Source organism: Mycetohabitans endofungorum, assembly GCF_037477895.1.
Taxonomy (GTDB): Bacteria; Pseudomonadota; Gammaproteobacteria; order Burkholderiales; family Burkholderiaceae; genus Mycetohabitans.
Map to the genome: position 1 here is coordinate 1,527,086 of NZ_CP132744.1, position 21,709 is coordinate 1,548,794.

The following is a 21,709-nucleotide window of genomic DNA, read 5'->3' on the forward strand; positions in this document are numbered from 1 at the left end:
ATCGCCGCTTGGCGGCCCAAACCGGCTCGGGCCGTTCGTCACGCGGCATGTCGTGCCGACGGCACGTCCGCGCGCGCAGGCACGTTATAATGATACGTTTGCGAATCAACCCGCGTTCAATGCGGCGGCCGCGTGCACCGACGCGGCGGCACCTGTCCCTTCTGCCGACATGGCAGCTCGACGCCGTGCCCGACGCCGCCACAAAGGCCTGCTAGTGAATCCGCGTCTCGACCTGCTGCAACCGTATCCATTTGAAAAGCTGCGCGCGCTGTTCGACGGCGTAACCCCTTCGCCAGCCCATGCGCCGATTCGTTTTGGCATCGGTGAGCCGAAGCATCCGACGCCGTCGCTGATTCACGAGGCCGTCCGCGCGTCGCTCGATGGATTGGCTTCGTACCCCGCGACCGCCGGCACGCCGCCGTTGCGGCACGCGATCGCGGCGTGGCTGCAACGCCGCTATGGATTACCGGCGGTGGACCCCGCCACCGACGTGCTGCCAGTGGTCGGCTCACGCGAGGCGCTGTTCGCGTTCGCACAAACGGTCATCGACTCTAGTCGTACAAGCGATGCGGGCCAGCCGCCAGTCGTGCTGTGCCCGAATCCGTTCTATCAGATTTACGAAGGGGCAGCGCTGCTCGCCGGTGCGCAACCCTACTACGTGAACAGCGATCCGGCCCGCCGCTACGCATGCGATTATGGCACGGTGCCGCATGATGTGTGGGCACGCACGCAGCTGCTGTACGTGTGCTCGCCAAGTAATCCGACCGGGGCCGTGTTGGGCCTGGACGACTGGCGGGAGATTTTCGCCCTGTCCGAGCGCTTCGGCTTCACCATCGCGTCCGACGAGTGCTACTCCGAAATCTACTTCGACGAATGCAACCCACCACTCGGCGCGCTACAGGCTGCCCACGCACTGGGTCGAGGCTTCGAGCGCATCGTGATGTTCTCCAGCCTGTCTAAGCGCTCGAACGTGCCGGGAATGCGCTCTGGATTCGTGGCAGGCGACGCCTCGATCCTGAAGCGCTTCCTATTGTTTCGCACTTATCACGGTTCGGCATTGAGCCCTGTCTACCAAGCCGCAAGCATCGCCGCGTGGGGCGACGAGCAGCACGTGCGCGACAACCGCCGAGAGTACGTCAAGAAATTCGGCACCGTCACCCCAATGCTGGCCGACGTGCTGGATGTCGCGATGCCCGACGCGGGATTTTACCTGTGGGCGCGGGTTTCGCGCACCGGATTGGACGATTGCACATTCGCGCGGCGCTTGTACGCCGACTATAATGTCACCGTCCTGCCGGGTTCCTATCTCGCGCGCACCGCGCACGGCGCTAACCCGGGACGCGATTACGTGCGCATTGCGCTGGTCGCAGACACCGCCGAATGCGTCGAAGGCGCGCGGCGCATCGTCCAATTCTGCCAAAGCCTGTAGCGCGTCGCGCCGACGCCCGCCGCGCGGCGCGCACGCATTGCACCGATATCAACCACACTCGAGTTATCAAGCCATGTCGCAACCCTTGCAGCAGATCATCGACACCGCGTGGGAAAACCGCGCTGAGCTGTCACCGAAGTCCGCCCCCACCGATATCCGCGAGGCTGTCGCGCACGTGATCGGCGAGCTGGACCGCGGCACGCTTCGCGTGGCCGAGAAGAAAGACGGCGACTGGGTCGTCAACCAATGGCTGAAAAAGGCGGTACTGCTATCGTTCCGACTTGAGGATAACGTACCGATGGCTGCCGGCGGCTACTCGCAGTTCTACGACAAAGTGCCGTCCAAGTTCGCAAACTACACGCCCGAGGACTTCGCCGCCGGCGGCTTTCGTGTCGTGCCACCAGCGATCGCGCGCCGCGGCTCGTATATCGCGAAGAACGTCGTGCTGATGCCGTCGTACACTAACATCGGTGCCTACGTCGATGAGGGCACGATGGTCGACACGTGGGCCACCGTTGGCTCGTGCGCGCAGATCGGCAAAAACGTTCACCTGTCCGGAGGGGTCGGCATTGGCGGCGTGCTCGAGCCGCTGCAGGCCAATCCGGTGATCATCGAGGACAACTGCTTCATTGGCGCGCGCTCCGAAGTCGTCGAGGGCGTGATCGTCGGGGAGAACTCGGTTATCTCGATGGGCGTCTATCTCGGCCAGAGCACGAAGATCTATGATCGCGAGACCGGCGAAGTCATGTACGGCCGCGTGCCGCCGGGCTCCGTCGTCGTGGCCGGCAACCTGCCGTCAGCTGGCGGCAAATACAGCCTGTACTGCGCGGTGATCGTCAAGAAAGTCGATGCCAAAACCCGTTCAAAGGTCGGCATCAACGAACTGCTGCGGGGCGATTAAATGGCTACCAGCAAGTCGCGCGGCAACGCGCTGACCGTCTACGGGATCCCGAACTGCGACACCGTGAAGAAGGCGCGTGACTGGCTCGACACGCACGGTGTCGCGTACGCGTTCCACGACGTCAAGAAGGCCGGCGTCAACGCCGCATTGTTGCGCGGCTGGCTCGCCCAAGTGCCACTGGACACACTCGTGAACCGGCGCGGCACGACATGGCGCGCGCTCAGCGACGAGCAAAAGGCGGCGGCCGGCACAACCGACGGCGCCATCGCATTGATGATCGACAAGCCGTCGGTCATCAAGCGTCCCGTGCTCGTGGCCGACGACGGCATCAAGGCGGTCGGCTTCTCGGCCGACCAGTATCAAACGCTGTTCTGACCTTTCCTGCCCATGAGCCGCACGCTTGCCCTGACCGAGGCCCTAATCGGCCGAGCGTCCGTCACGCCTGAGGATGAAGGCTGCCAGGCATTGATGGCCGAGCGCCTCGTGGCGCTCGGCTTCACCTGCGAAACCATCGCCCAGGGCGATGTCACCAACCTGTGGGCGCTCAAGCGCGGCGCTGACGGCCCGGCGGGCAAGCTGCTGGCGTTCGCCGGCCACACCGACGTAGTGCCGACCGGGCCGCTCGAGCAATGGAGCAGCGATCCATTCGTTCCGGTGCAACGCGACGGCCGACTATACGGACGCGGCGCGGCGGACATGAAGGCGTCGCTGGCCGCCTTTGTCGTCGCGGCTGAGGAATTTGTCGCCGCCCATCCACAGCACCGCGGCTCGATCGGCCTGCTGATCACCAGCGATGAGGAAGGACCGGCACGCTATGGCACGGTCAAAGTAGTCGAGCGGCTTGAAGCGCGCGGCGAACGCCTGGACTACTGCGTGGTCGGCGAGCCGACCTCCAGCGAGCGCTTCGGCGACACGGTGAAGAACGGGCGACGCGGCTCACTGTCCGGCAAGTTAACCGTGCGTGGCATACAGGGGCATATCGCGTACCCGCACCTCGCCAAGAATCCGGTGCATCTGCTCGCGCCCGCGCTGGCTGACCTTGTGCGCGTGGCATGGGACCAGGGCAACGAATACTTCCCACCGACCACGTGGCAGATATCGAACCTGCATGCCGGAACGGGTGCGACCAATATCATCCCGGGCAGCGCGAACGTCGACTTCAACTTCCGCTTCTCGACCGCGACGACGCCCGACGAGTTGAAAGCGCGCGTGCACGCGATCCTCGACGGCCACGGGCTGGACTACGAATTAACGTGGAACCTGAGCGGCATGCCGTTCCTGACACCGCGCGGCGAGCTGTCTAACGCGCTCGAGCAGGCGATCGAGGCCGAGACCGGCATACGCCCCGTGCTCTCAACCACCGGTGGTACCTCCGATGGCCGCTTCATTGCACGGATTTGCAAGCAAGTCATCGAGTTTGGCCCGTGTAACGCGTCGATTCACAAAGTCGATGAACATATCGAGTTGGCCCACATTGAGCCGCTGAAAAACGTGTATCGGGGTGTATTGGAGCGTCTCGTCGCATGACGTACGGGGCGGTTGGCGCTGCCGTGGCGGCGCCAGCCCCAACCCGGCCCGACGCCGCCGCGCCCCTTCCTACCCGCCAACGCCCAACCCGGCGCTCATGCCGTCGCTTACCATGAATCATTCATTTTCGACCGTCCGCGACTTGCTGCGCTACGCGGTCACCCGCTTCAACCAGGCTCAATTGGCCTTCGGCCACGGCAACGCAAACGCTTATGATGAAGCCGCGTATCTGGTGCTCCATACGCTGCACCTGCCGCTCGACACGCTGGACCCATTTCTTGATGCACGTCTGCTGGACGACGAAATCGGCGTGGTACTCGACATCATCGAGCGGCGCGTCACGCAGCGGTTACCAGCCGCCTATCTGACACACGAAGCTTGGCTGCACGGCTATCGCTTCCATGTCGACGAGCGCGTGATCGTGCCGCGTTCGCTCATCGGTGAATTGCTACTCGAGCGGCTGTCGCCGTGGATCGACACGCCTGACGAACTAGGCGCGGTGCTCGAGTTGTGCACCGGCTCTGGCTGCCTTGCGATCATGGCGGCCGACGCGTTCCCCTACGCCGAGATCGACGCGGTCGACCTGTCAGCACACGCGCTGCAGGTCGCGCAGCGCAACGTCGATGACTACGACTTGAATGAGCGGATCACGCTATTCGAAGGCGACCTGTTCGCGCCGCTGCCGCCACGCCGATACGATTTGATTTTAGCCAACCCACCTTATGTCAACGAGAGGTCGATGCAAGCATTGCCCGCCGAATATCGCCATGAACCGGCCATGGCGCTGGCGGGAGGCTCCGATGGCATGGACATCGTGCGCCGGATCATCGGCGCTGCGCGCGACTGGCTGACCGACGACGGCCTGTTGGTCGTCGAGATCGGCAACGAGCGGCACCACGTCGAAGCCGCGTTCGGCAGCCTGCCGCTGACGTGGCTGCCGACCCACGCCGGCGACGACAGCGTCTTCTTGCTGCGTACGGCAGACCTGCCGCATCGCAAATCATGATGCAAGACAGCCCTGTCATGATACAGCACCGCTGAACAAAAGACGCAACCGCACGCTGCGGCGCCACATCGCCCCGAGACACGCGCCGTTGCGGCATGCACACCACATCGGCACTGCCGAAAAAAAGCCATGACAGGTAAGATGCAACGCATGCCGCACTGCGCGAGCCGTCAGCGGCTCGCTTTCCCGCATGCAATTAGATTGGCTCCATCTCGGTACATGGGTCGCTTGTGCGCATATGCTCGGCGTCATCGCCGCCTGCCATGCGATTCTCCACACGCGTACGTCGCAAGGTGCGATCGCATGGGCGGTTTCGCTCATCGCGGTGCCCTACCTGACGCTGGTTCCGTACCTTTTCCTGGGGCGTAGCCGTTTCGAGGGTTATGTCGACGCGCGACGCGTCGAGTACGAAGCGATCCGGGAGCGACGTTCGGACCTGGTCGGCGACATCGGCACGCAATCCGACGCGCTGGACAGCGTGCCGGTCGATCGGCTGGGCGTACAGACGATCACCGCACTGTCGTCGCTCGCGCGCATGCCGTTTTTGGCCGGCAACCACGTGCGCACGCTGGTCAACGGCAAGGCGACGTTTGCGGCGATCCTCGACGCAATCGACGCAGCACGTCACTACGTGCTTGTCCAGTTCTTCATCATTCGGGCCGATACAGTCGGCGACATGCTGCGCGATGCGCTGCTGGCTAAGGCGGCGCAAGGGGTGCAGGTGCATTTGCTGTATGACAGCATCGGCAGTATCGACCTGCCGGTGGCCTACGTCAGCGCGCTGCGTGCCGGTGGCGTGCAGGTGCATGCGTTCGCCACCAACCGCCGCTTCGTCAACCGCTTCCAGCTCAATTTCCGCAATCACCGCAAAATCGTCGTCGTCGATGGCGAACGCGCCTTCGTTGGCGGTCACAACGTCGGTATCGAATACCTGGGCGGCAAACCACCGTTATCGCCGTGGCGTGATACGCACATTGAAGTGCGCGGGCCCGTGGTGAAGCAAATCGAATTCGTGTTCGTCGAGGATTGGTTCTGGGCCACGCAGCGGCTGCCCCGTACCACGCCACCCGTCCGCCCGTGCGGTGGCAACATGCATTGTCAAGTCATCGCCAGCGGTCCGGCCGACCACCAGGAAACCTGCTCGCTGTTCTTCGTCGCAGCGATCCATGCGGCACGTGAGCGCATCTGGATCACCAGCCCTTACTTGATACCCGATGAGGCCGTATTCGCCGCCCTCAGGCTCGCCGTGATGCGCGGCGTCGACGTGCGCGTGCTGATTCCGTCGCGTCGCGATCATATCGTCGTTTTCGAAGCCTCCCGGCTTTACGCCCATGACATGGTGCAGGCGGGCATCCAGGTCTTCCGCTATCGCCCCGGCTTCCTTCACCAAAAGGTCGTGCTAATCGATTGTGTCGCCGCCGCGATCGGCAGCGCAAACCTCGATAATCGGTCATTTCGCCTGAACTTCGAGATCATGCTATTGACTGTCGATTCCACGTTTGCCGCCGAGGTCGCGGCCATGCTCGAGGCCGATTTCGCGTTGTCTGATCCGGTCCAAGCCAGCGAACACGCGCGCACGCCGGCGTGGCGGCGCATGGCGATGCACGTCGCGCGGCTGTTCGCGCCGATTCTATAGCGGCGCGGGCTCGATGCGATGACCGGGTAACCGGTACGCAATCGAAGCCAGCCACCACACGATCGCTCATGGCGGAACCATCGTGTGCTGATTTGAACGCCTCCAGGCCTTTATGGTGACCCTGACCCATCGTCGCATGCGCAGCCGTGAACCGCTTGATCATCGCGCGCATCGCCATCCGGCAAAGTACGCAACGACGCCGCACATTGCTCGGCGACGACATGTCCCGCTGCTTCAAACACGCACTAGTGCCGGCCCAATGCCTAAAGAGTCTTGCTGCACTGCAACGCATCCTTTTATTTCGGCACCTGGACCTTTATATAAAACAAGTGTTCGACACCTCTCGCTCGTTGAGCACATCGCGCTCCAACACCGTGTCATATGCATGGATCGACTGGTTCAACGAGCCGATCCATGCACGGCGCTGCTGAACATCAACAGTAGAAACGTGGCGGCCAAGGGCAATTTCAATGCTAGCTTCGTCATGCTCACTGCTCCAAATTAATGGTAACGCCTACGGATTTGATCGCATTGCTCGTACAAATCGACCCATCGGATCTATCTTCGAAATGCCGACGTTACCGTCCTTTGACGGCGTGGTCCCGGATGACTTTAGTGTCAGGCCACAAAGTGTTTGCCAAACCGCAATCTTTTCCTAATAGCTGTACACTGTCCGCCAGATTCCGCTTTGTACAAGCCATCCACGCGAAACACCGTACTTTTTGCCACTTACCATTAAGGTTGCCCGGTCCGTCGAATGACCGGACATAGAGTAGCGTGCAGCCCTGCCGGGTGATCGGGTCCGGAACAGGCTGCCGCCGAGCTTGCGTTTTGACGGCTTTGATCCGTCCAAACCGAACCGCCACACACAGCGCGCCACCAGCGTCAGCTGCACAGGAAAGGAGAACCAATGAAAAAGCGAGCGATGACCATTGTGGCCTTTAGTGGCCTTGCCGCGAATGCCGCTTGGGCACAGAGCAACGTCACGTTATATGGGGCCGTGGACAACGGAATTGGCTATCAAACTAGCCAGACAGCGCCGGGCTCTGTCAATGGCGGACGGTCGGCCATCAAAATGGCCCACGGCGTCTGGTTAGGCAACCGCATTGGCTTTAAGGGCGACGAAGATCTTGGCGGCGGGCTGAAGGCCTTATTCACGCTGGAAGCCGGTTTCAACGGCGCAAACGGTGACGCCCTATTCGAAAAAAACGCTCAGTTCGGTCGGCAAGCATTCGTGGGTATGGCACATCCTGAGTTCGGGACCGTGACAGCGGGCCGCCAGTACACGGCCTATTACACCTTGCTCGCGCCATATAGCCCAACGACGTGGCTCACAGCGTACGGCTCGCACCCGGGTGACATCAGCTCCCTTAATCTAGCGTACCGCACGAACAGTTCGATTGTCTATATGTCCCCCAACCTCAATGGACTGAAGTTCGGAGGATCGTATGCATTCGCGGGCGTGCCCGGCAGTGCGTACCGTGGTTCGACGTGGAGTGCGGGCGTGCAATATATCAACGGACCGTTCGGTATCGCTGCGGGATTCCAACGCGTCAATAACGCCGCTGTCGGCGGCGGCGAGTGGGATGCGCAATCGGCAACCAACTCCAACGGCAAGCCCCCCGTGTCGGCGATCAACTATGGGTATCAAACCGCGCAGGCACAACAACGCGTCGGCGTGACAGGCGGGTGGAAATTTACGCCTGACTTTGATGTTTCGCTATCTTATGCGAACACACAGTACGTGCCCGGTATTCTGTCGCATTTCCGTAACCAGGCCACCTTCAATGCGGCGGGTGTAGTGCTGCACTGGAAGCCGAGCCCGGTGTGGGATCTCGCTGCCGGCTACAACCATGCGCGCGCAAGTAAGGCCAACGGAATCGAGCACGCAGCACGGTATAATCAGTTCAATTTGTCACAGTACTATAGCCTGTCAAAGCGTACCGGTATCTACATGGTGCAGGCTTACCAACGCGCAAGCGGCAATACGTTTAGCGTTGCACCGGACGGCACCACGGGCGTAGTCAAGGCCACCGCGTCGATCGGCGATGCGATGAACGCTGCACCCTCGTCATCGCAGAGTCAGTTTGCCGCCGCCGCGGGGATCGTGCACCGGTTCTAAGTTGTCACGGTCTTCATCAAAGCGCTGACAGCTTTTTCGAAGCGCTGATAGCTGTTCGTTAATGGCAGCAGCGGCGCCCACATGGCTGCGTGTCCGCACGGACACGCAGCCGCGCAGAAAGCTGCGTTACGCGGTCAACCGATGGTCTCGCCATCCGCTAGTCAGTGGGCAGAAGCCTTCGGTCGTCGTCACCATCACGTGCGTCGGCCGACAAATGCAAGAAGGCGCACCAACACGTAGGCTGACAAGTTCAGCCGCGTCAAAGCAACTTCTCGATATCCGGCTCGATCGCGTCAGGTTTAGTGACAGGCGCATAGCGCTTGATTGGCCTGCCTTCGCGATCGATTAAGAACTTGGTGAAGTTCCACTTGATCGCCTCGGTCCCGAGCACGCCGGGCGCTTCCTCGGTCAGATAGCGATACAGCGGATGCGCATGGGCGCCGTTCACATCGATCTTGTCAAACATCGGGAACTTGACCTGGTAGTTTTTCTCGCAAAATGCGCCGATCTGCTGCGCGTCGCCCGGCTCCTGCTTGCCAAACTGGTTGCACGGAAAGCCCAGTATCTCCAGGCCGCGCGCCGCATATCGCTCATATAAGGCCTGCAACCCTGCGTATTGGGGCGTGAACCCGCATTCGCTGGCGGTATTGACGATCAGCAGAACCTTGCCGCGGTAGCGCTCCAGGGAAATGTCGTCGCCCTGCAGCGAGCGCGCGGAAAATGAATAGAGCTGGCTCATCTGGATTCCTTGTACGAACACGAGATAACACTCGCAGTGTAGAGCAACTTCGGACTGCCCGGCATCGGCCGGATGCACGACTGTCCGATGCCGGGCCGATCTACAATAATGACTTTCCACGCATCCCCATAATAGTCCTGCCGTGATCCGCTTCAACCAACTCAGTCTGTCGCGCGGCACGAAGTCGCTTTTCGAAGGAGCAACCTTCACGCTGAATCCGGGCGAAAAAGCCGGCCTGATCGGCGCAAATGGCGCGGGCAAGTCAACGCTGTTCGCCCTTTTACGCGGTCAACTGCAGCCGGATGCCGGCGAACTCGCGCTACCGCCTTCATGGCGCATCGCGCATGTGGCACAGGAAACGCCCGCGGTCGAGCGCAGCGCGCTCGACTACACGTTGGACGGTGACACGCAATTGCGCGACATCGAGGCACGTATCGCCGCGGCGTGCGCCGACGACAATGGCGCCGAGCAAGCGCTCGCGCATGCGGCACTGGCGGATGTCGACGGCTATTCGGCCCCAGCGCGCGCGCAAGCGCTATTGCTCGGCCTGGGCTTCACGCTCGAACAGACGCTGGCGTCGGTCGCCAGTTTCTCCGGCGGCTGGCGCATGCGGCTGAACCTCGCGCAGGCGCTGATGTCGCGCTCCGACCTGCTGCTGCTGGACGAGCCCACGAACCACCTGGACCTGGACGCCATCGTATGGCTTGAAGACTGGCTACATCGCTATGCGGGCACGCTGATCGTCATTTCGCACGACCGGGAATTTCTCGACTCGGTATGCAATGTCACGCTGCACCTGGAACAACGCCAGATCAAGCGTTACGGGGGGAACTATAGTCAATTCGAAGTCCAGCGGGCACAACAGCTCGCGTTACAACAAAGCGCATACGAAAAGCAGCAGCGCACGATCACGCATCTGCATAGCTTCATCGACCGATTCAAAGCCAAGGCCACGAAAGCTCGGCAAGCACAAAGCCGGATGAAGGCACTCGAAAAAATGGAGCGCATCGCGCCGGCGCACGCGTCGTCACCGCTCACGTTCGAGTTTCGCGAGCCCGCATCCGCACCGAACCCGATGCTCGTGATGGAGCAGGTTCGCTGCGGTTATCCGTCGGACAGCGGCGGCACGCCGGCTGTGATCGTCGACGACGTCAACATATCGATTCAGAGTGGCCAGCGCATTGGTTTGCTCGGTGCAAACGGCCAAGGCAAGTCGACATTGATCAAAACGCTGGCTGGCACCCTAGCGCCGATCGGGGGTGTCGTACGCAACGCAAAAGGATTGACGATCGGGTACTTCGCACAGCACCAGCTCGAGACGTTGCGAGAGGACGACACCCCCCTGCAGCATCTGGCACGGCTTGCCCCGGACACGCGCGAGCAGGAGTTGCGCGACTTTTTGGGCAGCTTCAACTTCGGCGGTGAAATGGCCACCACGTCGATCCGCCCGTTCTCGGGCGGCGAAAAAGCCCGTCTTGCCCTTGCGTTGATTGTCTGGCAGCGCCCGAATCTGCTGTTGCTGGACGAGCCCACCAACCATCTGGACCTTGAGACACGCCATGCGTTGACGATGGCGCTGGCCCAATTCGAAGGTACGCTGATCCTAGTATCACACGACCGGCACCTGCTGCGAGCAACCACCGACCAGTTCATGCTGGTCGCCCAGCATCGAATCCAATCCTTCGACGGCGACCTGGACGATTATCGTGACTGGCTGCTGCAGCACGCGGCCGAGCAGCGCGAAGCGGTCAAGCGGGCCAGCTCGCAGGCCAATGCGCGAACCGCCGACCCCAGCACGGCGCGGCGCGACGACACGGCCGGCCTTGCCGGTGCCGACACGTTGATCAATCGCAAGGAGCAACGCCGAGCGGATGCCCAAGCCCGCCAAAAGAGCGCACAGCTACGCAAACCGCTGCAGAACCAGATCGGCAAGATCGAGCACCGGATGGACGCGTTAAACGCCGAGAAGGCGTCGCTCGACGCGCTCATCGCGGCGCCGACCAGCTACGAGCCGTCGCAAAAGGCGAAGCTGACCGACGCATTGAAACGCCAGGCCGAAGTCGCGGACCAGATTGCCACGCTCGAGGCCGAATGGCTTGAACTGAACGAGGCGCTGGAGCAAATCGGCTGAACGCGACATTGCGCAATCGGCGCGTTGTCGCCTGTCGTGCGCCGCGTGCCCGCTCTCGCATCGCGCTACCGCCCCGCATGGCGCACCGCGTCACCGGTGCGCAACCCAGTTCAACGCCGCGCGTAGTCGATGCGCTGCACCCCCCGCTCGGTGCCAATCAAACACAGGTCGGCGCCGCGCGCGGCAAACAGCCCAACGGTCACGACGCCGGGCCATTGGTTCACGTCGCGCTCGAGCGCCACCGGGCCGTCGATGGCGAGCCCCTTGACGTCAATGATCTCATTGCCATTGTCGGTGATATACGGCGTGCCATCCTGTTTCACCCGCAACACCGGCATGCCGCCGGTCGCCTGCGCGATCCGGCGGCCGATCGCCACACGCGCCATCGGCACCACTTCGATCGGCAGCGGGAACGTCCCGAGCGTGGGCACCAGCTTGCTGCCGTCCGCGATGCAAACGAATACGTCGGCGACCGACGCGACGATCTTTTCGCGTGTCAACGCACCGCCGCCGCCCTTGATCATCGCGCCATGCGGGTCGATTTCGTCTGCACCGTCGACGTACACCGGCAGCGATTCGACCTCGCCCAACTCGAATACACGAAACCCGTGCGATAGCAGCCGGTTCGTCGTGGCAACGGAACTCGATACTGCGCCGCGATACCGTTCGCGACTGCCGGCCAATGCATCGATGAAGCAATTCGCGGTCGAGCCGGTCCCGACGCCGATCACCGCGCCCTCGGGCACTTGCTCGTTCACATAGTCAGCGGCCGCCTGGCCGACGAGCCGTTTGAGTTCGTCTTGAGTCATCTAGAAAATACGGCAGAAAAAATACAAGGAACGCAACAGTGTAACCGAGCGGCCGCGGCGCGATTCAATGCATATCGTCGCCGGCCGCCGGCAGCGTCATGGCCGGGATCATCACGCGATAGTTATCGAGCGGCGCGCACACAGTCGCCTCGCTTTGCGCATCGGCATCACCGCAGCATAGTTCGATGGCCCGAAGCGCGTTTAGCACCCGCACAGCACACGGTGCGTCGGCAGCACCGAACTGGCCGCTGGGTCGTTTCCACGAACGTGAACTATCCGCGTTATGCAGCGCCAATGGAAGACGCGCCCAATCAGCGGGATCCGCTGTCATCGGCCGCATGATGTAGTCGGGCGGCAAGTGTGACGCCGCCCGTCGGTTAAGTCCGATTTCGAGTTTTAGCCTTGGGCGCTGCTAGGTGCTTTTCCCTCAAACAGCAGCGGATGTGACGTATCCGCTGCACGAGCGACTATGAGTATCCCCTCGTCACCCAGCGCCGTAGCAATACCTGTTAGCGTTTGGCTAGAGTATGAGCAAGACGGAGACTCGTCAAAATTCAATGTCAGAGAATACACGTCCCAAGAAGTACGAGGCGCGATCTTCCCTTTCGCCCTGCACGCGCCGCTATTAAACGCTATAGAACCGTCAGTCTCAACGGAAACCTCAGTAGCACTACTCGCATGTAACCCTTGGGTCGTGCCTGTGTAAGCGCCTGCTATCGTGGTAAGTGTGGGCGTCCGCTCATAGTCCGCATTATATCGGGTAGTAAAGGTAAAGCTTGCGTCGCCCGCATCCGGATAGACCGATGTACCATTCAACCAATCCTTTGGCGCGTAGGTTGCAGAAATAGCAACTTTCTGTGTTTTTGAACGCGTCAGGTCATAGTCAATCACATCCGACGATGACAACGTGCCGCCCGAGGCTTTCACATTGCCCATGAGTAGCCCGCCGGGCTCCAAGCCGCCCTCGCTCCAGTAAAATGCAAAAAATGAACCATCATCAAGAATCAAAGCGGATAGTTTCTGATCCTTGTCGGTTACACCCTCGTATAACCCCTGCACGTCCGTTACAGGACTGGATATTTTACCACTCCCCCTCCACAACCGTATTGCGTAAAAGCCACAGTTAAAGCAGCAATAGCAAGTGATTTATTGCACTTGGTTAATGATTATCTCCGTTGTCCATACTGCGTAAATCCCCTTTCATAGCACACTTCATAGCCTGATTGAAAGGACAGGTACCGAGTTACATCCGGCCCTCAATAAGCTTAACATCGTTCGCAGTTTGCCCAAATGGCTACATCCGTCTTTACATTGTGGTAATCGGCAGAAGCAGTCTGATTGACGTAAAATAGGAGATCTTTAGAAAAAGAAGGATAGGGAACTCGGCATAAGCGACACAGCGCAGAAATACTTTGCCCTTCGCCCCCTAGTGTCCGCCGTTATGACTGGCCCCGTCTCTTTTGCTTCACTCGCGCCAGGCGTGCGGCACGCAGACGCGGCTTGCGACACTGTCAGCGAGTCTCCCAGAAGCGAGCGAAGGATGATGTTGTGTCAATTAGGAAATCGACATTACCCAATAGCGTACATAAGCGTAACACGGCAAACAGATAGTGCCCATGCGCACGCATTTGCAACCTCTAATCAAAGCCGCAATACACACTGCAAATCATCGATTTTTGATGGGATTACGCTGCCTGACCGCCTCGAACAAGCCAATGCCGCTGGCAACCGATACATTTAGGCTGTCGACACTACCCATCATCGGGATGTACACCAAGTCGTCACACGTCTCGCGCGTTAACCTGCGCATGCCCTCCCCTTCGGCGCCCATGACCAGTGCGACTGGACCATCAAGCGCGGTCTCGTACAGGCTGCGCGGAGCGTCGCCAGCCGTGCCGATCACCCAGACGCCGGCGTCCTTCAACTCGCGCAGCGTACGGGCAAGGTTGGTTACCGTGATGTACGGCACGGTCTCGGCCGCGCCGCTGGCTACCTTCGCAGCGGTCGAATTCAGTCCAACCGCGCGATCTCGCGGCGCGATCACCGCATGCGCGCCGGCCGCATCGGCCACGCGCAGGCATGCGCCAAGATTATGCGGATCGGTGACTCCGTCGAGCACCAGCAACAGCGCGGGCCCGGGCAGCGCGTCGAGCAGCTCGGCCAAGTTTTGCGCAAGCGGTAGATCCGTCGCGCGCGCGACGACACCCTGGTGCCGATGCGTACCGGCCAAGCCATGCAACCGTGCATCCTCGACGGCAATCAATCGAACCCCAGATGATTGCACCAGTTGCAGGAAATCCTGCATGCGGCGATCGCGCCGCGTCGAATCGTACAAGATCTCTTCGATACTGGACGAATCATGACGCAAGCGCGCCGTAACCGCATGGAATCCGTATAGAACCTTTAAACGTGCCATAAACGCTGCTTTCAAAAAAAGTGCGGCGCACGCGATGCCAGTCCACAGCATCGCGCCTCGGAGCCGAGCGCGTGGCCAACGCGCCGACTACGGTGCCTTCATCGATTCGCCGTATTGTGACGGCCTTGCGTCCCGATCTATCTATCGCTTCTTGCTGCGCGTGCGGCCATTGGCGGCCGTGCCGGCCGATGAACGTTTCTTCGCCGCGGCGCGGGCGGCGCGCGCCTCTTTGACGTGGGGACTTGGCGCAGACGCCGCCTGCTTCACATGCGAACCGCCATCGGATGCCACGAGCGAGCGCACGCGCGGCTCCTGCCCGTTAACGTTGACCGCAGCGCCACCGGTCGCCGGTATGCCGCGTGCGCCGGCACGCGCCCCCGGCTTGACCGACACCTCCCGCACCAGCCGAAAGTCGATCTTGCGCGCGTCCAGATCGACACGGCTCACTTGCACACGCACACGCTCGGACAGACGGAAGCGGATCCCGGTGCGCTCGCCACGCAACTCATTCTTGATTTCGTCGTATTGGAAGTAGTCAGCGCCCAGTTCGGTGACATGGACCAAACCTTCGATGAACAGCGAATCCAATTGCACGAAAATACCAAACGGCGTCACGCTGCTGATCATCCCGCCGTATTCCTCGCCCAGCTTGTCTCGCATGAAATAGCATTTGAGCCACGCTTCGACATCGCGCGAGGCCTCATCCGCGCGCCGCTCGTTGGCCGAACAATGCAGGCCGAGTTCCTCCCAGATAGCATCGTGCGAACGGCCCCCTGTATGCATGCGCTCGCCCTCTCGCTGCAACGCACGTGCTTGAGGCGCCAGCGAAGTGCTGAGCACGACGTCGCCGCAAAGTTGCGGCTGATATTTCTTGCCGGCCAGGATCGCACGAATCGCCCGGTGCGTAAGTAGATCCGGATAGCGACGGATCGGACTGGTGAAATGCGCATAAGCGTCATAGGCGAGGCCGAAGTGCCCGATATTGTCGGGACTGTAGACCGCCTGTTGCATCGAGCGCAACAGCATCGTTTGCAGCATCGATGCGTCCGGACGCTCCCGCACCTGCTTCATCAAGGCCGCGTAGTCACTTGCATGTGGCTTATCGCCGCCGCCCAACGTCAGCCCGAAACCGCGCAGGAAGGTCCGAAGGTTCGCCAGCTTCTCCTCGGTCGGCCCCGCATGGATCCGATACAGCCCCGGATGCTTGTTGCGCTTGAGAAAATCGGCCGCGCACACATTGGCGGCCAGCATGCACTCTTCAATCAGCTTGTGCGCGTCGTTGCGCTGCCGCGGCAGGATCTGCTCGATCTTGCCCTGGGCGTTGCACACGATATAGGTCTCGGTTGTATCGAACTCGATCGCGCCGCGCTTCTCGCGCGCCTGCAGTAACGTCTTGAACACGCCGTGCAAGTGCTGCAGGTGCGGCAGCAACGCGCCGCGCTGCGCCGCCTCGGGCCCCTTCGTGTTCGACAAGATGGCCGCCACCTCAGTGTACGTGAGCCGTGCGGCCGAATGCATCACAGCCGGATAGAACTGGTATGCCTTGATGTCGCCACGCGAATTGATCACCATGTCGCAGACAAGCGTGCAACGGTCCACGTCCGGGTTCAGCGAACACAGCCCATTTGACAGTTTCTCGGGCAGCATCGGGATCACGCGGCGCGGGAAATACACCGACGTGCTACGCTCAAGCGCGTCATGATCGAGGCCATCGCCATCGGTGACGTAGTGGGACACATCGGCGATCGCGACCAGCAAGCGAAAGCCGTTCTGCCGGCCAATCCGGATTGGCTCGCAATAGACCGCGTCGTCGAAATCGCGCGCGTCCTCGCCGTCGATCGTCACGAGCGGCACATCACGCAAGTCCACGCGCTGGCGCAGATCCGCTGTGCGCACCTCGTCGGGCAGCTTGGCCGCCTGAGCCAGCGCCGCGTCCGAGAACCGGTGCGGCACGCCATACTTGCGCACAGCGATCTCGATTTCCATGCCGGGATCGTCGATGTCGCCCAGCACCTCGACGATCTTACCGACCGGCTGCGAATGACGACTCGGGAAATCCGTTAACTCGATCGAGACGACCTGGCCGGACTTGGGCTTGACCTTGCCCGTCTGCGTCACAAGGATGTCATGGCCGATCCGCTTGTCCTCCGGCGCAACGATCCATGCACCGTTCTCGTTCAGCAACCGGCCGATGATTCGCTTGTTCGCCCGCTCGGTGACTTCAACAATGTGGGCCTCCGGACGGCCGCGCCGGTCATAACCCGTCACGCGCGCAAGCACCCGGTCGTTGTGCATGACCTTCTGCATCTCTGCATTGGACAGGAATAGGTCGACACCGGCGTCATCGCGAATCAGGAAGCCGTAGCCGTCGCGATGGCCCTGAACGCGTCCGGCGACAAAGTTCGACGGATGCGTGAGCTGGTAATAGCCACGCTTGTCGAGCTTGATCTGGCCATCGCGCTCCATCGCGCCGAGGCGCTTGAAAAACCCTTCGCGCTCCTGGCGCTTGATCGCGAGTGCTTCGGCAATGTCATTGCCGGCAAGCGGCTGTTCGGTCGTGCGCAATACGCCGAGAATTTCTTCGCGGCTAGGAATCGGATACGGGTATTTGCTCAAAGCCTTGTCGATGAATGGTTATCGTGAATGCGCGCGACGCACGGATTGGCGTGTCACGCATCGTCACTGCCCGACCGATGCACAGTGGCGCCGGCCAACTCACTGGAGAATGATTCTAACACCGGGTTTGGCCAATGCAGGGCTGATGCGCTTGGTGCGCCGGCGCGGCGGACAGCGCGCACGTTGACACCGGTGAACCACCGGCTTACCGCTGGCCGGCTGAAAAGACAAAAAACCCCGTAAGACCTTTATCTTACGGGGTTTCTCGTACCACTTCGTCGTATCACGACAGCGCAACCGTTGGTGCCCAGGAGAGGACTCGAACCTCCACGGAGTTACCCGCTAGTACCTGAAACTAGTGCGTCTACCAATTCCGCCACCTGGGCGGCTTTGCTGCGTAATCAGCGAAGAACGCTATTATGCTGATCTGTCTCCATAGTGTCAACAATTACATAAAAAATTGTCGTGAGCGCATGAATTGTCCGAGTCTATAGCACGTAGTGTGTCCGGTTTTTGGGTGTTGTATGGAGCCACGCGTCAGTGATCGGGTCATTCGCGTGGACGCCGAGCGAAACGGGTGACGCGGGCCGCGCGGCCCACGCCGGCCGCAGCCATTTCTCGGCCAATGGCCGCAGCAAGATAGGATTGCCGTTGATCGCACATACGCCCGCTCCGGGCTGTGGGCGTATCGGGCATGTCCAGCGGCATACGGGCCACTGCAAGTCAGCCTCGATCTGCGGGCTACCCATGCGATCGACCTATTCATCTATCAGATCGTGCGAGAGACCGGCTCACTGTACGCAGCGCTAGGCGGACTCGACGCATTGGTCTTCACTGCTGGCATCGACGAACGCGCGAAGCCAGTGCGCGCCCGCGACGCATTTCGCTGGCTCAGCGTCGAAGTGGATGCGCCGACGCCAACCGAGCGGATAGCCCGTGCATCTCCGCACTGAAACCAGCGCGCGTCGCGTCCAGCCCCCCTCCCCGACATGAGATGCTGCACTCAACGCACTGCAAGCAATGGCTCAAGCGTGCGGGCCGTGCCGGCCAGTGAACGCAGCCACGTATGGTGCAGGTGTTGATAACGGTCAAAAATGCCGCATAAATTGCCCAAACGCACGCGCCCTGCCTCGGTCGTCTCGATGAAATTGTCCTCTAATGACAGCAGGCCGGCATTCGCGCAGCGGCACAGCACGCGGATCTCGTTAGCGAAATAGTCGGAAAACTCAATGTTGTGTGCCAGTTCGATCGCCTGCCGGTCAATAAAAAAATTGGTGGCCAGCGACTGGATGACCGTGCGACGGATCGCGTCGTCGGCCGACAAGCGCCATCCGCGCAAGCCGGGCGCGTAGACTTTGCGCCCTGCGATAGAACGCACGGGGACGGACGGGACTTCCTCCAGGTGCTGAAAATAGGCGTCGGCGGTGGCGCCGATCGCCCCCGGCCCGAGCGGCACAACACATTGCGTCGCACGCGAGGACAAACCGAACGGCTTGCATACGAGACGGCCAAACCGCTGCGCCGACACCAACGGATCGTCGCGCTGCGCGTAGTCGTCGATACCCAATTGCACGTAGCCGCACGCATGCAGCCGCTCGACCAGCGCCACTCGCTCGGCGAGCACATCGGCGCGTGTGCAACGCGTTTGCAGACGGATCCGCGTGGCACGCGCGGCGATCAATGCATCGAGCGTCTGGAGCGTGCCCGGCGATTGCGGCGCGCCCGGCGCGATGCCGCGCGGGCCGCATGGACCTGCACCGTACTCGAGCACCGCTCCTACGGATGCAAAACCGTGTGTGCGGGCCAGCGCGACGAGCTCGGGCAAACGCCACTGCTCGGCGTCCATTGGCCCCTGCTCGCCCACGTTCGGGGATAGCGCCGACGACCGCATGCCCCCACCAATGCCGTCAAGCCGCTGCATCGGCGCTGCGCCGCCGCGCAGTTCGAGATGCGCGAAGCCGCTCAATATCAACGTGTCGAGTAACGTCTCGTCGTGTGCGGCACGCCAATCGAGCGAGACCGACCAGCGGGCATCGCGCGCGAACGTGAACCGCTGCCGCAGCAACGCAACGAGCCGCGCGGTGCCGCTTGCCCCGAGCAAGCCGAGTTCGCCGCTCCAGTGCAACTCCGCGACGCCGGATCGCGCCGGGTCCCATTGCCGGTGAAACGCGATGTCGTCGTCGATGCGGCGCGCAAACGCCAGATAGGCGGCATTACCGGGGGCAAGCGCCGGTATGACAACCGACAGCGCGATATGCGCCTTGTCCGTCCCCGCCCCGTCGATCAAGCCAGTGCCGCTGATGGGCGACACACTGGCGTAGCAGGCCGCCAGCGCCACTTCGTCGAACGCGCCGACGAACCACCCGCGTTCCGGATAAGTCGCGTAACGGCGTAGTGCGTGCGGGTCCGCCTCACCAAGCATCGCGTCGCTCGTGCGCCCCTTCAAGATCCTGTTCTCCTTTTCGACTCCTCCGTCGGCGCAATTCGCCCGGGACAGGGGGTGCGCATCGAACCCCGATTCGTCTCGAACCACATCGCACTGGCAAAGCCCGCGCACAGCGCCGCACCCACACCGATCATCCACGTCAAATAACTCATTTTTCCCTCTGGCATACGCCTCGTGAACTGGTTCGCCGCCCGGCAGGCTGGCTCGCCGGATGCCCGTCGTACAAAGCCGCAACCTCGACAAGCGCAGCACCGCGTATCGCGTGCCGGTGCGCCATGATGCAAATCAATAAGCATTGCGGTAACCAGCCATCCGAGCACACGACGCAAACACAAGTATTCGTTCCGCGTATCAATGATCGCCTCAATCCGCGCCCGGGCCCTTGACTGAAATCAATCACACGTCGCACACCGACACGCCGCCTCAAGGCGAGGCTTGATTTCGATCAACTCAACCGCCCGCGCCAACTGACAAGCTATCCGTGGCAATCTGATTCTTTTGCAATTTGGTTCTTTTTTGAGAGGACACGACCTTTGAGAGAACACGACCATGAAAGCCATCGACATGATGACTAGGGGCGTCATTACCGTGACGCCTGCCATGACGGTGCGCGATGCCGCCAAGATGTTAGTTGAGCACCCTATCGGCGGCGTGCCGGTGGTTGACGACGCGGGCGTGCTGGTCGGCATACTCAGCGAGGCGGATTAATGGCATCGCAGCGAACTACGCCCGGATGAACAGCATCGAAAGATACGTCGCCACCGGGCGCATCGGCAAGCGACGCGAAATTGCGCGCGAGGTTGAGGGGTGAGTTGGCGGACCGCAAGTGGACGTTTGCAAAGCACAATACCCTCATGTGCAACGGGATCGTTCACCTGTGGGGCTAGCAATGGCGCGATGACGAAATCAGGGCGATGCGCGTCGCCGCGCAGAACATCCCCGGCGTCAACGCCGTCGAGGACCACTGCGTACCGTACCCGCTAGTGCCCGTGGTGCAACACAGCACGCCGCCGTGTTGCGGCGCTGCGCCGAGCGTGCGGCCCGCCGCTGTCGCCAGCGCGCCGGCGGCGGCTGGTGCGCCATAGGAGGCGAGCATCCGAATGAAGCCGCGCCGGCTCGGCGAGCTGCTGGCCCTGTCCATGAGTGGGTTCCTTGGGTGCCCGTAGCAAGCGTCAACGCTTGGCGTCGTCGCGCTCGCCCGCGGAACGAGCCAGGTAGGCGGTCACGACGTCCGGTAAGTTGTCATGCAGCCAGCGTGCCATCTCGACCTCCTGCGGCAGGATTTGCTCGCAGCAACGTTGCGTCTCCGCGTCTCCGGCCACGCGGGCGGCCGCAATCAATGCCGTGTACGCGGCAATTTCAATGTGCTCGAACACATAACTGGCCATGCTGCCCTTGACTACCTCATCGGTGACGGTCATCCCACCGAGCGCCTGCCCAAACGCGGCAGCCCGGGCGGCAAGGTTCTTGATCGTCGATGGGCTGCTGCCCAGCCGGTCCAAGCACTGTTCGAGCAGCTTTTGCTGGGACAGCGTCTCGTCAATGTGCTGCTCGATGCGCTGTTTGAGCTTGGGATAATGTTCTAGCCTCGACGCTTGCGCCTTGAGCATCGACTCCGCATGCTGCTCCATCGCATAGGCATCCTTCAACCAATCAATCATATGTTCGCGTGGGCTCGTCATCATGTTTTCCTCGCCGGTACCGCACCGTATAGCGCGCCGCGCGACATGCGCGGCACATCGGTGTGCGCAACCGTCATACCCGGCAGGACGCGGTGGCCTCTGCGTGGCATCCGATACAGGCCGCTCATCGCGATCGACTTGTTCTGGCAATAGTACGGTGCGCAATCAACCAGTGCCGGCCCGAGAAGCCAGGTAAGCGGGCGTGTGGCCTGGCGCGAGACAACGCCCCATGACGGCAAATTTTTCACT

At 61.5% G+C, this 21,709-nt stretch carries 20 protein-coding genes and 1 tRNA gene; 11 read left to right on the forward strand and 10 right to left on the reverse strand.

Features of this window, described 5'->3' with window-relative positions; all coding sequences use genetic code 11:
- Positions 1-169 precede the first annotated feature (169 nt).
- From dapC to RA167_RS06595, 8 genes are all read left to right on the forward strand, one after another.
- Complete coding sequence (gene dapC / locus RA167_RS06560; RefSeq protein WP_076787146.1) at positions 170-1,429, forward strand: succinyldiaminopimelate transaminase; 1,260 nt, start codon at positions 170-172, stop codon at positions 1,427-1,429.
- 73 nt (positions 1,430-1,502) lie between these two features.
- Positions 1,503-2,330 carry a 2,3,4,5-tetrahydropyridine-2,6-dicarboxylate N-succinyltransferase gene (gene dapD / locus RA167_RS06565; protein WP_076784940.1) on the forward strand — a complete coding sequence of 276 codons (828 nt, stop codon included), beginning with the start codon at positions 1,503-1,505 and terminating at the stop codon, positions 2,328-2,330.
- On the forward strand, positions 2,331-2,705 hold the full coding sequence (locus tag RA167_RS06570; RefSeq protein ID WP_076784941.1) for an ArsC family reductase: 375 nt from the start codon (positions 2,331-2,333) through the stop codon (positions 2,703-2,705).
- Between the two features lie 12 nt (positions 2,706-2,717).
- Positions 2,718-3,857: a succinyl-diaminopimelate desuccinylase gene (dapE, locus tag RA167_RS06575; protein ID WP_076784942.1), complete on the forward strand. Its 1,140-nt coding sequence runs from the start codon at positions 2,718-2,720 to the stop codon at positions 3,855-3,857.
- Between the two features lie 112 nt (positions 3,858-3,969).
- The gene (gene prmB / locus RA167_RS06580) at positions 3,970-4,863 is read left to right on the forward strand and encodes a 50S ribosomal protein L3 N(5)-glutamine methyltransferase (protein ID WP_076787148.1); all 894 of its coding nucleotides are present in this window, start codon (positions 3,970-3,972) and stop codon (positions 4,861-4,863) included.
- Positions 4,864-5,053: 190 nt separating this feature from the next.
- On the forward strand, positions 5,054-6,499 hold the full coding sequence (gene cls / locus RA167_RS06585) for a cardiolipin synthase (protein WP_076784943.1): 1,446 nt from the start codon (positions 5,054-5,056) through the stop codon (positions 6,497-6,499).
- A 146-nt stretch (positions 6,500-6,645) separates the two neighbouring features.
- Positions 6,646-6,930 (forward strand): hypothetical protein, encoded by a 285-nt coding sequence (locus tag RA167_RS06590; protein WP_076784944.1) that lies wholly within the window; start codon positions 6,646-6,648, stop codon positions 6,928-6,930.
- Between the two features lie 479 nt (positions 6,931-7,409).
- A complete protein-coding gene (locus RA167_RS06595) occupies positions 7,410-8,621 on the forward strand; it encodes a porin (protein WP_076784945.1) in 1,212 nt (403 codons plus the stop codon).
- Positions 8,622-8,880: 259 nt separating this feature from the next.
- On the opposite strand, the gene RA167_RS06600 is transcribed toward RA167_RS06595, so the two are convergent.
- The gene (locus tag RA167_RS06600) at positions 8,881-9,360 is read right to left on the reverse strand and encodes a glutathione peroxidase (RefSeq protein ID WP_076784946.1); all 480 of its coding nucleotides are present in this window, start codon (positions 9,358-9,360) and stop codon (positions 8,881-8,883) included.
- Positions 9,361-9,502: 142 nt separating this feature from the next.
- Between RA167_RS06600 and RA167_RS06605 the strand changes: the two genes are divergently transcribed.
- Positions 9,503-11,491 carry an ATP-binding cassette domain-containing protein gene (locus RA167_RS06605; RefSeq protein WP_076784947.1) on the forward strand — a complete coding sequence of 663 codons (1,989 nt, stop codon included), beginning with the start codon at positions 9,503-9,505 and terminating at the stop codon, positions 11,489-11,491.
- Between the two features lie 110 nt (positions 11,492-11,601).
- On the opposite strand, the gene rpiA is transcribed toward RA167_RS06605, so the two are convergent.
- The 6 genes from rpiA to RA167_RS06635 form a co-directional block, all read right to left on the reverse strand.
- On the reverse strand, positions 11,602-12,300 hold the full coding sequence (rpiA, locus tag RA167_RS06610; RefSeq protein ID WP_076784948.1) for a ribose-5-phosphate isomerase RpiA: 699 nt from the start codon (positions 12,298-12,300) through the stop codon (positions 11,602-11,604).
- 64 nt (positions 12,301-12,364) lie between these two features.
- Complete coding sequence (locus tag RA167_RS06615; protein ID WP_076784949.1) at positions 12,365-12,640, reverse strand: hypothetical protein; 276 nt, start codon at positions 12,638-12,640, stop codon at positions 12,365-12,367.
- Between the two features lie 56 nt (positions 12,641-12,696).
- Positions 12,697-13,308, reverse strand: coding sequence for a hypothetical protein (locus RA167_RS06620; protein ID WP_338876549.1), 612 nt, complete (start codon positions 13,306-13,308; stop codon positions 12,697-12,699).
- A 658-nt stretch (positions 13,309-13,966) separates the two neighbouring features.
- Positions 13,967-14,716 carry a 23S rRNA (guanosine(2251)-2'-O)-methyltransferase RlmB gene (rlmB, locus tag RA167_RS06625; RefSeq protein ID WP_076784951.1) on the reverse strand — a complete coding sequence of 250 codons (750 nt, stop codon included), beginning with the start codon at positions 14,714-14,716 and terminating at the stop codon, positions 13,967-13,969.
- Positions 14,717-14,857: 141 nt separating this feature from the next.
- Positions 14,858-17,332: a ribonuclease R gene (gene rnr / locus RA167_RS06630; protein WP_076784952.1), complete on the reverse strand. Its 2,475-nt coding sequence runs from the start codon at positions 17,330-17,332 to the stop codon at positions 14,858-14,860.
- A 301-nt stretch (positions 17,333-17,633) separates the two neighbouring features.
- Positions 17,634-17,718, reverse strand: a tRNA-Leu gene (locus tag RA167_RS06635).
- A 348-nt stretch (positions 17,719-18,066) separates the two neighbouring features.
- Here RA167_RS06635 and RA167_RS06640 point away from each other — a divergent pair.
- Positions 18,067-18,285, forward strand: a complete 219-nt coding sequence (locus tag RA167_RS06640; protein WP_422393162.1) for a hypothetical protein — start codon at positions 18,067-18,069, stop codon at positions 18,283-18,285.
- 50 nt (positions 18,286-18,335) lie between these two features.
- Here RA167_RS06640 and RA167_RS06645 read toward each other — a convergent pair whose 3' ends face one another.
- Positions 18,336-19,778, reverse strand: coding sequence for a hypothetical protein (locus RA167_RS06645; RefSeq protein ID WP_076784953.1), 1,443 nt, complete (start codon positions 19,776-19,778; stop codon positions 18,336-18,338).
- A gap of 549 nt (positions 19,779-20,327) precedes the next feature.
- Here RA167_RS06645 and RA167_RS06650 point away from each other — a divergent pair.
- Positions 20,328-20,486 carry a CBS domain-containing protein gene (locus RA167_RS06650; RefSeq protein WP_083705947.1) on the forward strand — a complete coding sequence of 53 codons (159 nt, stop codon included), beginning with the start codon at positions 20,328-20,330 and terminating at the stop codon, positions 20,484-20,486.
- Positions 20,487-20,661: 175 nt separating this feature from the next.
- Here RA167_RS06650 and RA167_RS06655 read toward each other — a convergent pair whose 3' ends face one another.
- Positions 20,662-20,919 carry a hypothetical protein gene (locus RA167_RS06655; protein ID WP_076784954.1) on the reverse strand — a complete coding sequence of 86 codons (258 nt, stop codon included), beginning with the start codon at positions 20,917-20,919 and terminating at the stop codon, positions 20,662-20,664.
- A gap of 31 nt (positions 20,920-20,950) precedes the next feature.
- Positions 20,951-21,463, reverse strand: a complete 513-nt coding sequence (locus tag RA167_RS06660) for a ferritin-like domain-containing protein (RefSeq protein ID WP_338876554.1) — start codon at positions 21,461-21,463, stop codon at positions 20,951-20,953.
- Between the last annotated feature and the right edge of the window lie 246 nt (positions 21,464-21,709).

Excerpts from the sequence above, each read along its gene's own strand:
- RA167_RS06655 (WP_076784954.1), bottom strand. The coding sequence starts at position 20,919 with ATGGACAGGGCCAGCAGCTCGCCGAGCCGGCGCGGCTTCATTCGGATG.
- dapD (WP_076784940.1), top strand. The coding sequence starts at position 1,503 with ATGTCGCAACCCTTGCAGCAGATCATCGACACCGCGTGGGAAAACCGC.
- RA167_RS06595 (WP_076784945.1), top strand. The coding sequence starts at position 7,410 with ATGAAAAAGCGAGCGATGACCATTGTGGCCTTTAGTGGCCTTGCCGCG.
- RA167_RS06570 (WP_076784941.1), top strand. The coding sequence starts at position 2,331 with ATGGCTACCAGCAAGTCGCGCGGCAACGCGCTGACCGTCTACGGGATC.
- prmB (WP_076787148.1), top strand. The coding sequence starts at position 3,970 with ATGAATCATTCATTTTCGACCGTCCGCGACTTGCTGCGCTACGCGGTC.
- dapE (WP_076784942.1), top strand. The coding sequence starts at position 2,718 with ATGAGCCGCACGCTTGCCCTGACCGAGGCCCTAATCGGCCGAGCGTCC.
- dapC (WP_076787146.1), top strand. The coding sequence starts at position 170 with ATGGCAGCTCGACGCCGTGCCCGACGCCGCCACAAAGGCCTGCTAGTG.
- RA167_RS06615 (WP_076784949.1), bottom strand. The coding sequence starts at position 12,640 with ATGCGGCCGATGACAGCGGATCCCGCTGATTGGGCGCGTCTTCCATTG.
- rlmB (WP_076784951.1), bottom strand. The coding sequence starts at position 14,716 with ATGGCACGTTTAAAGGTTCTATACGGATTCCATGCGGTTACGGCGCGC.
- RA167_RS06650 (WP_083705947.1), top strand. The coding sequence starts at position 20,328 with ATGAAAGCCATCGACATGATGACTAGGGGCGTCATTACCGTGACGCCT.
- RA167_RS06660 (WP_338876554.1), bottom strand. The coding sequence starts at position 21,463 with ATGATGACGAGCCCACGCGAACATATGATTGATTGGTTGAAGGATGCC.
- RA167_RS06600 (WP_076784946.1), bottom strand. The coding sequence starts at position 9,360 with ATGAGCCAGCTCTATTCATTTTCCGCGCGCTCGCTGCAGGGCGACGAC.
- rpiA (WP_076784948.1), bottom strand. The coding sequence starts at position 12,300 with ATGACTCAAGACGAACTCAAACGGCTCGTCGGCCAGGCGGCCGCTGAC.
- cls (WP_076784943.1), top strand. The coding sequence starts at position 5,054 with ATGCAATTAGATTGGCTCCATCTCGGTACATGGGTCGCTTGTGCGCAT.